A 14,286-nucleotide genomic window follows, 5' to 3' on the forward strand; every position below is an offset into this window, starting at 1 on the left:
TTTATTCCACCAGCAGCACCCAGCAATAACTAAATTAGCTACTGTGTAGCAAACCGAATCTTATATTGTGTGTGTAAGATGTTGTCAGTGTGAAAAGCGGTTCATGTGAGGTGGTGACCTTATATGGGCCGTTTTTATTTTATAAGCACTATTTTTTGCCCCTGCCCTTGTACGTTAATACGCTTAATTAAATGATCTATTTTGAGGCTAAGAACCATATTAATAGCTGAGTAAAAATTCGCTATTCAATTGTTTTAAATGCGCGTTTTAAACATACACAGCCACACATCACCCCCACCAAATGATTTACTATTATTGCGGATTAGAATCATTCAATTATAAAGTTATGCTTTTGTTTGAGCTGTTTAATGGTATTTTCATTCTCTTTTAAAAATACATTAAACTTTCTAATAAGATGTGGGTGCTTAATGCTCGATAGCATAAACGCTTGATGATCAACTGGCAGTTGATGCTGAAAAAACACAGGTACAGGGGTATCGAAAAACTCCTCAATATTATACTTAAGTACATCGTGTGAAATATATATACAATCAACTCGCTCTTTATGCAGCAAGTAAATCATCTCGATAACATTATCGTTTTCGATTACTTTTAAGTTAGGCATTGAAGTTAATTTATTAAGCCCTTGTAATGTAAAACCACGCACTTTTGCAAGTGATTTGCAATCTTCAAGTTTAATATTGTCTTTTAAACTTGCTATACCTGTATGTGTAACTAATGAAGGCACAGAATAATTAATGCTTTGCTGGTGCTGACGTTTGTAGCTTACTTGCCAATTAGGGTTATCTGGATACTTAAAATCAACATGGTGATGCTCTATAAACTCTTTATATAGGCGAGGAATTGGTAAAGTATAAAACTCAAACTTGATATTTTGCTGTTTTGCAAATAACTCCAGCAGCTCTTTGCTAAAACCAAAATAATCACGTTTGTAAGTACCACTACCATCGTAATAAGGCAGATATTCTATATTTTCTACGCCTATTACATATTTTTCATTTGGCTGTGCTTGGGTTGGGCTTATTGCTATAAGCCCATACACAAGTGCTAAAGTGTTAATCAGTTTGATAGTTTAACGTCACTTTTATTGGTTGATACCTAAACTTATATAACATAATCGCAGTTAATTAAAGTTTATATTTATTTAAAGAAGAGCGAACGAATCGCCCTTAAAATTAGCTTTTGTCGCGGGGTTTAAATTCCAACACTGTGGCATTAATGCAATACCTATCCGTACCTCTAGGCCCTTCACCTATAAATAAATGCCCTAAATGAATACCTGAACTTTTAGATTTAAGCTCAATTCGTGTCATACCCCAGCTTGTATCCTTGTGTTTAGTCACACTATTTTTTACTGGATGCTTAAACGACAGCCAACCTGTGCCCGAATTAAATCTATCTCGAGTATCAAACAAGGGTTCACCACTTAACTTATCTACAAATACGCCATCGGGGGTATTTTTAAATTCCTTATACTCTTTGCAATACGGTCTGTCTGTGCGCTCATGAAATGCCACCTCGTATGCATCACTATCACCTAACTTAAATGCACCCAGCGCTTTATAAAATTCAGCGGGAGACGCGTAGCCTTGATGTGCATACACCTCCTTACCATTTTCTAAAAATAAAATTGTAGGGGTTGCCCACGTTGCCGATTTTATGGTTAACCCCTTGAGCTCATCTGCATGGCGAAAGGTTAAAGGGATTGAGCCTTTATAATCATTTGCTACTAATTTTTTAAATTTTTCGCAGTAAGGGCAATACTCCCGTGAATCTAGTACCACAATGTGCTTGCCGCTTAGTAAAAAGTTATTGTCTGCATCTGCTTTTTTAGTTTTATTAAAAACCACACCTGTGGCGTGATCTGGGCAATAGCCATTAGGGTTCTTCTGTAGATAATTTTGATGGTACTCCTCAGCAGATACAAACCCCTCAAGCGGTTTTATTATTGTTTTTATTTGGCCATAACCTGCTTCTGTTAATAACGGCTGATACTCGGCTTTAACTTGCTCTGCAAGCTGTGCTTGCTCTTTTGTGGTGGTAAGAATAATTGATCGGTACTGCGTGCCAATATCATTACCTTGGCGGTTCAATTGAGTAGGATCATGGCTTTCAAAGTAATTTTGTATCAATGCTTTAGAAGAAATCACATTGCTGTTGTACATAACTTGCACTACTTCAGCGTAGTTATTTTCGTCAAAACGACGAGATTGGTCGGTAATATTTTTATAGGTTGCTTTAAAACCGTGTCCATCAGCATAACCCGACTCTGCATCTATAACCCCCTCTAGTGCTTCGTAACGTTTTTCGGCTCCCCAAAAACACCCTGAGCCTAACACTATGGTTTTTATGTGCATGGTGGCCGCTACGTTGCTGTGCTCTATTTTTTCTGTTGATAGGGCAAAACAGCCGGCGCTAAAGGTAATAGCAGCGCCCAATAAATAAACTGTTCGAGAAAATGTCATAAATACCTCTTAATACCTGCGTGTTTTAATTAAGACCTAACCAACCATGTTTTTATTTCAGCAAATAAATACGTACTAAATTTGTATTCAGTTTGAGTCTACATTTTATTTTCGCCGGTTTTCTTATGGCTAGGTACTGATTAAATTGACAAAACTATGTTAGCTTTGCTTCACGTTGTATAAAAAGATTAAATTATGACTGCATTATCACAGGTATTTACTTTAACAAATAACAGTTTGCTATTAGATGCCACACAGCATAAACAAAACAATGTGTTAGACACTCAAAAAAAAATTTGGGCGCTCACTAAGCAGCTAAAGCAAAGTAACGAATTTATCGATTTAGTCCCAGGCATGAACTCTTTAACGCTTTATTTAAAATCGGCTTATAATTTAGAAAAATGGAAGAACGCTCTCCCAGATTTATGGGACAAAGTTCACGCATCAACATTTACAGGCACTCATCATAAAATACACACTACTTATGAAGGAGAAGATTTAGATTTTGTTGCCAAACAAACTAACTTAACACCCCAACAAATTATTCAAATACACAGTCAAACCACTTACCACGTTTTATTTTTAGGGTTTCAGCCCGGTTTTGCCTACCTTCATGGATTAGACTCGCGCTTGCATATCCCACGCAGAGATACGCCGCGTACTAAAGTCCCTACAGGTGCGGTTGCTTTAGGTTCAGATCAAACCGCCATTTACCCTGCAGAAACACCTGGCGGTTGGCATATTATTGGCCACACTAATACGCCTCTGTTTGATAGCACACACGCAGAACCTTGCTTACTCAAACCCGGCGATACGCTATCGTTTGTTTCAATAAACACAGTGCAAGGAGCATAACGTGATAAAAGTTCTTAAACCCGGCGTACAACTTACAATTCAAGATAGCGGACGCTACGGTTATCGACATTTAGGTGTTAGCCAAGCGGGTTGTTTAGACCCTTACGCACAAATAATTGCTAATAAATTAGTGGGTAACAAAGATAATGAAGCTGTGCTTGAGGTGACATTAGGCCTGTGCGAGTTACAGTTTGAAACCGATACAGTTATCGCATTACAAGGCGCTGATTTAAACGCTGCGCTTGATGAAACACCCTTGTACCCAGGTTGGAGTTACCAAGTAAGAGCGAAACAAACTTTAAGCTTTGATACGGGTCGCGCTGGTTTGCGTGCCTATGTAGCCGTACAAGGTGGCATTGATGTTAAAGATGTGATGGGCTCAAAATCAACCGATTTAAACGCGCTCTTTGGTGGTTTAGCAGGTAAAGCGCTGAGTGAGGGCGATATTATCCCGATAAAAACATCGCCCGTGCCAATAACGCGCTTTAAACAGCGCGGTGCTATTACCCCGCCTAAATTGAAAGTGATTCGGGTTCATGCAAGTCCGCACGCACAGCTATTAGGTGATACGCTTCTTAAACAGTTTTTTTCTACATCGTTTAAAGTCAGCCATAACAGTAACAGAATGGGACTTAGACTAACAAACGAAAGCCCCTTAACGCATAGTCATTCACTGCCCTCATTGGGCACAGGCCCAGGCTCGATTCAATTACCGCCCAGTGGCGAGCCTATTGTATTACTTAACGATGCTCAAACAACCGGTGGCTACCCATTACTTGGTACGGTAATAGAGGCTGATTTACATCAATTTGCCCAATTTAGACCCGGTGACTCTATTGAATTTAAGCAGGTAAGCCATGAGCAAGCTAAATTGGCAAAACAAAAGCTTGAAGGTCACTTACACCAGCTCAGCTTGGCGCTTAAATACAGTTAATTATAAAGTGGGCAATTAAGCCTCTATTTGGCGGCTATTTAAAATAGCTAACTGCGCTTTGCTTAGAGGCAATAATAAGCTGAGTTTAGGTAGTTAATAACTTTAAACACAAAAAATATACAGTAAGACAATTAAGTTTTACTTTAAATTTCGCACACATTTGGTGCGTTTGTGTGAAGTTCATTTTTTAAAACCATGCGCTAACTGCCTTACTAACGCCACTTTTTATAATAAATTTGGTTTAAATATAAACGCACCTTCGCACAAAGCACCAACATGGTGCGCAAGCATTGCGCTTGGTGCATAAATTATTCTTAATTAATTGCAAAAGCAGTGTGACTTGAGTAATTATTTCTGATAAAACAAGGTTTCGCAGTACAGCAACGTTGCTTTGCTGCACACATAATAGGAATGAGGAGTTACTATGTGTTCAATTTTTGGTGTATTAGATATTAAATCTAACGCCACTCAGTTGCGTACCCAAGCAATTGAAATGTCAAAGTTACTAAGGCACCGCGGCCCAGATTGGTCTGGTGTATATTCATCTGAAAAAGCGATTTTAGTGCATGAACGCCTAGCCATTGTAGGTGTTTCAAGCGGCGCACAACCATTATATAACCCTGAAAAAACAAATATATTAGCGGTTAACGGCGAAATTTATAATCATAAAGAGCTGGCAGCAGAGTTAGAAGTTGATTTTGAATTTCAGACTCAATCAGACTGTGAAGTTATTTTAGCGTTATACAAACAAAAAGGGCCTGAGTTTTTAGATGACCTAAATGGTATTTTTGCATTTTGTTTATACGATGAAGAAAACGATGCGTACTTAATTGGCCGAGATCACATTGGTATTATTCCACTTTATACTGGCCACGATGAGCATGGTAATTTTTATGTTGCTTCTGAGCTTAAAGCGCTCTCGCCAATTTGTAAGCATATTGAAGAGTTTCCTCCAGGTCATTACCTTTATAGCAAAGATGGAGAGCTTAAGCCTTATTACAAACGTGATTGGGAAACTTTCGACGCAGTTAAAGATAACAGTGCACAAGCGCAAGACGTAAAAGAAGCGTTAGAGGGCGCTGTAAAGCGCCAGCTAATGTGTGATGTCCCTTATGGCGTATTGCTATCAGGTGGTTTAGACTCGTCGGTAATTTCGGCTATTACGCAACGTTTTGCTGCTAAACGTATTGAAGATAACGATGAAAGTGACGCATGGTGGCCTAAGCTACATTCATTTTCTGTAGGCCTTGAGGGGTCACCCGATTTAGCCGCTGCGCAAAAAGTTGCGGATATGATTGGCACAGTGCATCACCCTATTCACTTTACCATTCAAGAAGGTATTGATGCGCTTCGTGAGGTTATTTACCACATTGAAACATACGATGTAACCACCATACGTGCTTCAACGCCAATGTACCTAATGGCGCGCCAAATTAAAGCTATGGGTATTAAAATGGTGTTATCGGGCGAAGGCGCTGATGAACTATTTGGTGGCTATTTATACTTCCATAAAGCACCAAACGCACAAGAATTCCATGAAGAGCTAAACCGTAAAGTGTCAAAGCTGCATATGTTTGACTGTTTACGTGCTAATAAGTCAATGGCTGCATGGGGCGTCGAAGCACGTGTACCGTTTCTTGATAAAGAGTTTGTTGATGTGGCTATGCGTATCAACCCTGAAGCTAAAATGTGTAAAGATGGCAAAATTGAAAAGCACATTTTACGTGAAGGTTTCGATGGCTACCTGCCTGAAGAAGTACTGTGGCGCCAAAAAGAGCAATTCTCTGACGGTGTTGGCTACAGCTGGATAGACACGTTAAAAGAGTTTGTAAACGAGCAAGTAAGCGACCAAGAGCTTGCTAATGCTAAGTTTAAATACCCAATTAATACGCCAGATTCAAAAGAAGCGTATTACTATCGCTCTATTTTTGAATCACACTTCCCTGGTGATGCATCAGCTAAATGTGTGCCACATGGTAAGTCGGTTGCGTGTTCAACCCCTGAAGCACTTGCATGGGATGCATCATTTCAAAATAATGCTGACCCATCAGGCCGTGCTGCAGGCGTCCACAACGACGCGTATGCAAGCAAAGGCTAAACGCACCTTTTTATCGCAATGTAGGCTCAAGCAGCCTATGTTGCGGTATATAAAGCATCTCTATTCAGTTCCTGTATTTTCTAGTTCACGTTTTAACTTAGCTGGTTCACGTGCGTTAATTGTTATTTATAAACAAGGGTTAAGTACGCGCGTAATGCAAAATATTGCCGCAAATTCGCAGCACCCTGCGACCGTTTTTTTAAATGAAAGCGAAATTTCTCGCCATGTATGTAACATTCGCTGGTTTAACCAAACATCAGAAATTAAGCGCTGTGGCCATGGCACCCTTGCTGCTGCAAACTGTTTATTAGCCCACTTTAGCTTTTGCCCTTTATACTTTATTTCGAACGATAAAGAGCGGTTTAAAATGAAGCGTGATAAAGGCCGTGTGCAACTTCAGCTAGCGGCTATTAATTTAAGAAAGGTTGATGAGGAAAATAGCCTTAAAGGTGTATTTTCACATTCTATAAAAGCAACTTACTCAACAGCTCATAAGAGCGGTTATACCGTTGTACTGTTTAAACATATAGTTGATTTAAAGCAATTAGAGGTTGATTTTACGCGCCTAGCAAATATGCATAACAATGCGGTAATTGCATTGCAAATACATAGTATTGATAAAAACAATGCCTGCGCGCATTTTAGGTATTTTGCGCCGCAATTTGGGGTAAATGAAGATTCGGCTACAGGCTCCGCTGTGTCGGTTATAGCGCCACTTATTTTTAGACTACATGGTTTAAATGAAGCAACTCTTATTCAGCAGTCATCAAAAGGTGCGCTGCTAAACTATACGTTTAACAGCAACCAGGTCGTTGTAAGTTAAGCGGTTACATTGGCCTTAGTAGGCAAAGTGCAAAATAGCTTTTCTCGTCCTGCCATGTTTGTTCAAGCGATAAATTAGCTTGGGCAGCAAGGTTTTTAAACGCCTCAAGCGTATATTTGTGCGAGTTCTCAGTGTGAATGCTCTCTCCCGCTACAAAGTCTATTTGCTTATCGTTAATAACCACACTTTGATTACACTTGCTCACTAAATGCATTTCAATGCGGCTATGCACTTCGTTAAATCGCGATTCGTGTTTAAAATTATCTAAAATAAACGTGCCATTTAATTCGTTATTTATACGCTGTAGTAAGTTTTTATTAAAGGCGGCGGTAATGCCGGCTTTATCATCGTAGGCATCTAGTAACACTTGTCGCTCTTTTACTAAATCAATTCCTATTAATACGTAACCATCAACGCCGCACAAACGGTAAAAATTATTCATGATTTCTATGGCTTTTACTGGCGCAAAGTTACCTAGTGTAGAACCTGGAAAATAAACTAAATTTGTTTGGCTATCTAAAGCAGTGTCTTTTGTTAGCTGTTTAACCATTTGGCTATGGGTAAAATCACCTAATAGTGGCGTAATGGCCAGCTCCGGGAATAACGGCGATAAATGCGCTAACGAGTAATTAAGCATTTCTGATGATATTTCAAAGGGGACAAAGGTTTTTACGTTGCTCATATGGGCAAGTAAATACGCGACCTTTTTACCTGAGCCACAGCCTGGCTCAATAATTGATAGGTTTTCTGGCAATATATTAGCGATGGCTTTTGAGTGATTCTCTAAGATGGCAAGTTCAGTACGGGTAACATAGTACTCTTGCAAAGAGGTTATTTGCTCGAATAATGCCGCCCCTTTATCATCGTAAAAATACTTACACGGCAACGACTTTTGCTGTTGAGCAAGTCCATGTAATACATCATTTAAAAAGTCTAGATCGGTTATTGATTGCTGATTAATTGCTGTTACTTGGCTCATAGTAAGTCCTTTGCTAGTCTAATGCCGCTGCACATCCACGCTTGGTGTGGATAAAAAAAGTTACGGTAGGTCGGCCTTAAATGGTTTTTTGGGGTAAACACACACCCGCCACGTAAAACCATTTGGTTATTCATAAATTTACCATTGTACTCCCCTGCATCTCCGCTAAAGGGTTTAAAGCCTGGGTAAGGTAAATAAGCGCTATTAGTCCACTGCCAGCATGTATCACTTAATTGTGAGACGGTATCTGGCTGTTTACATACAGTTGGCGTGAGCAAATTGTTTTGCGGTTGTTTAAGTACTTGTTGCTGGGCTACATACTCCCATTCAAATTCAGTAGGTAGACGCGCACTCACAAAATTAGCGTAAGCTGCCGCTTCAAAATAATTTATATGACTCACTGGCGCATCTAAATTTAAGGGCTGCAATCCGTAAAGGGTAAATTCAAACCACTGCCCCTCAATACACTGCCAGTATAAAGGGTGACTAATTTGCTGAGCGTTTACATTAGCCCAGCCATCACTTAACCAAAATGATGGAGTTTTATACCCCCCCGCCTCTATAAATTCTAAATACTCTCTATTTGTCACTAGTCGGTTTGCAAACCTAAACGGATGAATAAGAGCTTGATGTTGAGGTTGCTCGTTATCGTACGAAAAGCCATTTTTGGCATCAGCCCCTATATTGGTTATGCTTTGGCTAAATTCGGTATATTTTAAAGTGCCTAACGAATAACTCCCCTCGATTAGGTTACTCGGGGCTTGGCGGTAGACAGGAAAACTAGGATTAACCGAAAAATTATATTTAATATCCATCAGCATGAGCTCTTGATGTTGTTGCTCATGATTCAGCCCAAGTTCTATTATATTACACAGTGTTTGGTCAGTGCCTGTTTGAAGTAGCTCATTGACGGCATTATCAACATAGGCTCTGTAGCGCATCACCACCTCTAAACTAGGGCGAGATAAACATCCTCTATTCGCACGCTTAAATTGCTCACCTATGCCATTGTAGTAGGAGTTAAACAATACCTTAAATTGTTCATCAAAGAGTGTGTAGTTAGGCAGGTACTTTGCAAGTAAAAATGTTTCAAAAAACCAGGTGGCGTGTGCTAAATGCCATTTTATTGGACTTACATCATCCATTGCTTGTAATTGGCAGTCTTCTGCACTTAAATCTTTTATAAGTGTAAGGCTATGTTGGCGAACTAGCTGAAATTGTGCCTGTGTTTTCTCAGAGCTGTGCACTTCGTTCGCTTGCGTGTTTAGCATATTTAAGTTCGTCCTTTTCACTCTTTTGTGATTAAAATATAGCCTACCTCAGATTTTACCTTTATGCATGTTACATAATGATTAAACTGGTAATAAACCCGTTCATATTGAAGGGAAATTCATTTACTAATAAACAAATTTTATGAAGTAGCATTAATTTTAGTTTAATAACAAACTAATTTTTAATACTCACTGAATTAACAATAGCTTATATTTCTATCTATAAATAGCATTTAGCACTAAGTAATCAGTGATTTATAACCAAATAGTTTTACATTTACGATTTAACTCATACACTATTAAGGGTATGATCTATGATTAAATTAATTAGTTCTCAAATAAGTTTTATTGTAAATATTGCAACTTACTTTAGAGGTAATTAACTTAGTATTATGCCGGAGCTCTCTGGCTTGTTAGGACAACATAAGAGGTATTCATGAGCGAAAATCATGACAAGTATAGTATTGATAATACGGACTACACCGTAGGTCAAGATAACGTACAAAAATGGGGGTTTGATATACATAATCCTGTTTTTGGTATTAGTGCCGGTTTGATTGTCATCTTTTTAGTCGCCATTCTTGTTACTGATGCGCAAACAGCAAAATCAACACTTGATGGTATTAAACTCGATATAATAAATAACTTTGATGCGTTTTTTATGTGGGCAGCAAACTTCTTTGTTATTTTTTGCTTGGCGCTGATTGTATCGCCATACGGTAATGTCCGTTTAGGTGGAGAAGGAGCCAAACCAACGCACTCGCGTATGTCATGGCTTGCAATGTTATTTGCTGCAGGTATGGGTATTGGGTTAATGTTTTGGGGTGTTGCAGAGCCAGTTGCTTACTTTACAGGCTGGTACGAGACCCCGCTAAATGTAACCGCTAATACACCAGAAGCTGCAAAAGTAGCGATGGGAGCTACTATGTTTCACTGGGGGCTTCATCCATGGGCTATTTATGCTGTTGTAGCACTCTCCCTTGCGTTTTTTACTTATAATAAAGGTCTTCCTTTATCAATCCGCTCAATTTTTTATCCACTATTAGGCGACAAAGCGTGGGGATGGCCTGGTCATATTATTGATATTCTTGCTGTGCTTGCTACTTTGTTTGGCCTTGCAACCTCTTTAGGTTTGGGGGCACAGCAAGCTTCTGCAGGTATTAATCATGTATTTGGTACCGATGGCGGTGTAGGCGCACAATTATTGGTTATTATTGGCGTTACCTTACTGGCTATTATTTCAGTTGTGCGCGGTATAGATGGCGGCGTAAAAGTACTTAGTAATATAAATATGCTTATCGCATTTGCCTTACTTTTGTTTGTTGGTTTAGTTGGCTTTGCAGTGGCAATTGGTAATGTACCAAACACGGTAATGGGCTACATCGAAAATATTATCCCACTGAGCAACCCACATGGCCGTGAAGACGAAACATGGATGCACGGGTGGACAGTTTTTTACTGGGCATGGTGGATTTCGTGGTCACCGTTTGTAGGTATGTTTATTGCGCGTGTTTCTCGTGGTCGTACAATTAGAGAGTTTTTAATCGCTGTATTATTAATTCCTACTGCGGTTACTATTTTATGGATGTCTATTTACGGCGGTATAGCCATCGACCAAGTTGTGCAAGGTGTAGGCAGCTTAGGCGTAAACGGTTTAACCGATGTACCTATGGCAATGTTCCAAATGCTAGACGAATTGCCAATGTCGAGCGTGCTTTCGTTCCTTGCTGTGGTTTTAGTATTAGTGTTTTTCATTACCTCTTCTGACTCGGGTTCATTAGTTATCGACTCTATCACAGCAGGCGGTAAAGTAGATGCACCTGTACCACAACGCATCTTTTGGGCTTCGGTTGAGGGCTCTATTGCCGCTGCACTTTTATGGATTGGCGGTACAGAAGCAATTCAAGCGTTGCAAGCGGGGGCTGTTTCAACGGGCCTTCCGTTTACTTTAGTGTTACTACTCATGTGTGTAAGCCTATTGTTAGGGCTACGTACTGAGCCTCGTGCTGCTAAGTAGTTAGCTTTAATAACATAACTATAAAAAACGCCGCATTATTTGCGGCGTTTTTATTGACTAAAATAAACGTTGTTTAATAAATTTAAAAATAGATTTAGCTTAGTAACTCAGCCAATGGTGTGTCATCACGGAAATGATATTGCACCTGTGCAATCAGCAACTCTGCTGTGGCTAATGCATCAGTTAGCGCATTGTGATTATGATAAGCAGGCAAAGAGTAGCGACTTCGACAGTCAGTTAGCCTCAGTGAACCTACTTTTTGATTAAACAACCGCCCTATTAACCCTTGTCGGGCGCGCAATGCTCGTTGCTCAAGTTCCATAGTGTCGACTAACGCAAACTGGATCCCTTCGTTAATTCGCGCAAGTAACGCATTATTTAGAAAGTGCCGCTCTATCGCTGCATAATGTACGACCACGACTTTACCACTAAGTGCATTAAGTAGCGGTCTTAGCCGTGAGGTTAAATCAGGGGCATCATCTACCTCTGAGTGAGTAATACCATGAATAACAATCGACTCCTCACTTAAGCTTTTACGCGGTTGTACCACCCAATGTTTAGCATCTGTGCAATACACTCTTTGCAATGTAAAAGGGACTAAGCCAATACTAACTATATCGTCTACCTCACTATTTAGACCGGTTGTCTCAAAGTCAAGAGCCACAAACGAAATGTCTTTTATTGGCGTGTGCGTATCACCATAAGCGTGCTGATAAAACGCTTTTAAATGCTCATTTTTAGCGTTTTTAGCCAACGTTTTATAATGGGCCTGCCAGTCAAAATACGATTTTTTAGCCATTCGTTACTTAACACCCGCATTGGCTGAGTAGCTAAACTTTAAGTAGCTTTGTGCTTTTTCGAGTATGGCAAATGCTTCTTTTAAATTACGTTGCTCAAACGGCGAAAGCAAATGCGGGTCTATGTCGTTATCGGGCTCTTCTTCTTGCTCTATTTGCCATGCTTGATGGCGTATTCGCATCATGGCAATGTATTCTAACGCGTCACGTAAATCTTGCGCTTTACCCTCAGGTAACAGGCGTGACTCTATAATATCTTCAAGGCGTTCAAATGAATTTTGCTTACGAGAGCCTATCGCCAGTGCATGCACTCTTATTACATCAGAAAGCGGCGCGGTGCCTCGTCGCTTTAAGTTCATTGAGCGCTTATGCTGGCCGTTATGCTCCAGCACAAAGCCTTTAAAAAAACCAAGTGGCGGTGTGCGGTTTCGGGCATTAGCAGCCATATTCGCTATAAATACGCGGTTTTGTTTACTTTGTTTGGCAATAAAAATTTTTAGCTCATCGGCCCACTTTGTTTTACCCCACACCCCATCTAAATCAAAAAATATAGAGCTGTTAAGCAGTGCTTGTGGTTTGGGTAAGGCTATCCATTGTGAGAATTGATCAAACCATTGCGAGCGTGTTTTGCGCCACTTTTTAAACGAGGCCATAATCTCGCCACTGCAATAGGTATAACCACATTGCGCTAAGCCATCGCACACAAAATCAGAAATATTTTGAAAGTACTCGTTATGTTTTGCATCATCATAATTGTCATCTAAAATAAGCGCGTTATCTTGATCTGTTACAATAAGCTGCTCATCTCGCGCCATAGAGCCTAACGCTATAAAACAGTAAGGTACTGGCGGCGGACCATACTTTTCTTCAGCTAATACCAATAAGCGCTGTTTAAAAGTACGCCCTATTACGGCCATTGCCGTACCAATCATATGCGAATTAGCATCTTCATTTACCATACGCACAAATACACTCGGTAATTGGCGAGCATAATGTGCCAAATCTTCAATCGTTTGCTGCGCTAAAATACCGCGTACTAAAAGTAAGCTACTTTGCGACTCGTACCTTAAAATATCGGATAATGAAATAACCCCAATGGGACGGCGTTTTTGCACAACAGGTAAGTGGTGCAAGTTATCACGCAGCATAGCAAGCACGGCTTCAAATACATACGCATTTGAATCAAGTAGTACAAGGTTCGTCGACATAATTTTATCTGCGGTAACGTCAAGGCCTAGCCCTTGTGCTACCACTTTTGTGCGTATATCGCGGTCGGTGATAATACCGACAATTTGCCCATCGTCCTCTTCAGGATCGTCACTAATGGGTTTGTCTAAATCGGTAACTAAAACAGAAGATACCGCTTCTTCTGTCATTACTTTAGCAACATCTTGAATGGTTGTTTGAGTACTTAGCGTTACTACATCCCGGTGAATGAGTGATTTAACCTTGGCGGTTGTTAAGTCGTTACTGTCGGCTTGTTCAACTAACGCTTGGCGAAGACGTACATTGCCATCAGCTTCAAAATAATCAGCAAAACTATCAAACTCATCGCAATAACGATTAAACAATTCAAAGTTAATACAATAAACCAGCGTATCTTCCAATGCTTTAGCAGGAAAACGTACTTTACGGTTCATCAATAGGCCCATTTGGCCAAAAATCCCCCCTACATCTAAACGATTATAGAGCTCGTTATTACGACGATATATTTCCACAGAGCCACTGCGAACAATAAATAAATCAGCGATATCTTGGCCCAGCGTTAATATATCAGTTTGCGAGCGGTAGTAAGCAACCTCAACTTGTTGCGCAAGCTCGTTTAACGCGTTTGTGGGTAAGTCATCAAATGGCGGGTGCTGCGCTAGAAATTGCGCAATTTCAACTTGTTCGGCTTGCATTGAGGATTCCTTGTGGCCAGACAAAAGGCATGAATATGCTTAAGAAGCTATCTTAACAAACAAGGTCTGCCAATCAACCCATAAGCATGCCCAGCACATTATAATTTAAGAACATGGCTGGGCAT

The 14,286-nt window shown here is 40.0% G+C and carries 11 protein-coding genes; 5 read left to right on the forward strand and 6 right to left on the reverse strand.

Annotated features, from left to right (window positions below):
• Positions 1–328 precede the first annotated feature (328 nt).
• Positions 329–1,063, reverse strand: a complete 735-nt coding sequence (locus AN391_RS14365; protein WP_235575969.1) for an ABC transporter substrate-binding protein — start codon at positions 1,061–1,063, stop codon at positions 329–331.
• A gap of 133 nt (positions 1,064–1,196) precedes the next feature.
• A complete protein-coding gene (gene msrA / locus AN391_RS14370; RefSeq protein WP_055016039.1) occupies positions 1,197–2,486 on the reverse strand; it encodes a peptide-methionine (S)-S-oxide reductase MsrA in 1,290 nt (429 codons plus the stop codon).
• 195 nt (positions 2,487–2,681) lie between these two features.
• Between msrA and pxpB the strand changes: the two genes are divergently transcribed.
• From pxpB to AN391_RS14390, 4 genes are all read left to right on the forward strand, one after another.
• A complete protein-coding gene (gene pxpB, locus AN391_RS14375) occupies positions 2,682–3,341 on the forward strand; it encodes a 5-oxoprolinase subunit PxpB (protein ID WP_055016040.1) in 660 nt (219 codons plus the stop codon).
• Between the two features lies 1 nt (position 3,342).
• Entirely contained in the window at positions 3,343–4,275 is a 933-nt protein-coding gene (locus AN391_RS14380; RefSeq protein WP_055016041.1) for a biotin-dependent carboxyltransferase family protein, read from the forward strand.
• Between the two features lie 424 nt (positions 4,276–4,699).
• Positions 4,700–6,373, forward strand: coding sequence for an asparagine synthase B (gene asnB, locus AN391_RS14385; RefSeq protein WP_055016042.1), 1,674 nt, complete (start codon positions 4,700–4,702; stop codon positions 6,371–6,373).
• The gene (locus AN391_RS14390; protein ID WP_055016043.1) at positions 6,357–7,196 is read left to right on the forward strand and encodes a PhzF family phenazine biosynthesis protein; all 840 of its coding nucleotides are present in this window, start codon (positions 6,357–6,359) and stop codon (positions 7,194–7,196) included. The genes asnB and AN391_RS14390 overlap by 17 nt, the downstream gene beginning before the upstream one ends.
• A gap of 4 nt (positions 7,197–7,200) precedes the next feature.
• Here AN391_RS14390 and egtD read toward each other — a convergent pair whose 3' ends face one another.
• Positions 7,201–8,175, reverse strand: a complete 975-nt coding sequence (egtD, locus tag AN391_RS14395) for an L-histidine N(alpha)-methyltransferase (protein ID WP_055016044.1) — start codon at positions 8,173–8,175, stop codon at positions 7,201–7,203.
• Positions 8,172–9,446, reverse strand: a complete 1,275-nt coding sequence (gene egtB, locus AN391_RS14400) for an ergothioneine biosynthesis protein EgtB (RefSeq protein WP_055016045.1) — start codon at positions 9,444–9,446, stop codon at positions 8,172–8,174. Before egtB ends, egtD begins: the two co-directional genes overlap by 4 nt.
• Before the next feature lie 436 nt (positions 9,447–9,882).
• On the opposite strand from egtB, the gene AN391_RS14405 reads away from it, so the two are divergent.
• Positions 9,883–11,463, forward strand: a complete 1,581-nt coding sequence (locus AN391_RS14405; protein ID WP_055016046.1) for a BCCT family transporter — start codon at positions 9,883–9,885, stop codon at positions 11,461–11,463.
• A gap of 94 nt (positions 11,464–11,557) precedes the next feature.
• On the opposite strand, the gene AN391_RS14410 is transcribed toward AN391_RS14405, so the two are convergent.
• Together AN391_RS14410 and AN391_RS14415 are read right to left on the reverse strand one after the other, a co-directional pair.
• A complete protein-coding gene (locus tag AN391_RS14410) occupies positions 11,558–12,262 on the reverse strand; it encodes a 3'-5' exonuclease (protein WP_055016047.1) in 705 nt (234 codons plus the stop codon).
• Between the two features lie 3 nt (positions 12,263–12,265).
• Entirely contained in the window at positions 12,266–14,161 is a 1,896-nt protein-coding gene (locus tag AN391_RS14415) for a DUF294 nucleotidyltransferase-like domain-containing protein (protein ID WP_055016048.1), read from the reverse strand.
• Positions 14,162–14,286 lie beyond the last annotated feature (125 nt).

Source organism: Pseudoalteromonas sp. P1-13-1a (genome assembly GCF_001401875.1).
GTDB lineage: Bacteria > Pseudomonadota > Gammaproteobacteria > Enterobacterales > Alteromonadaceae > Pseudoalteromonas.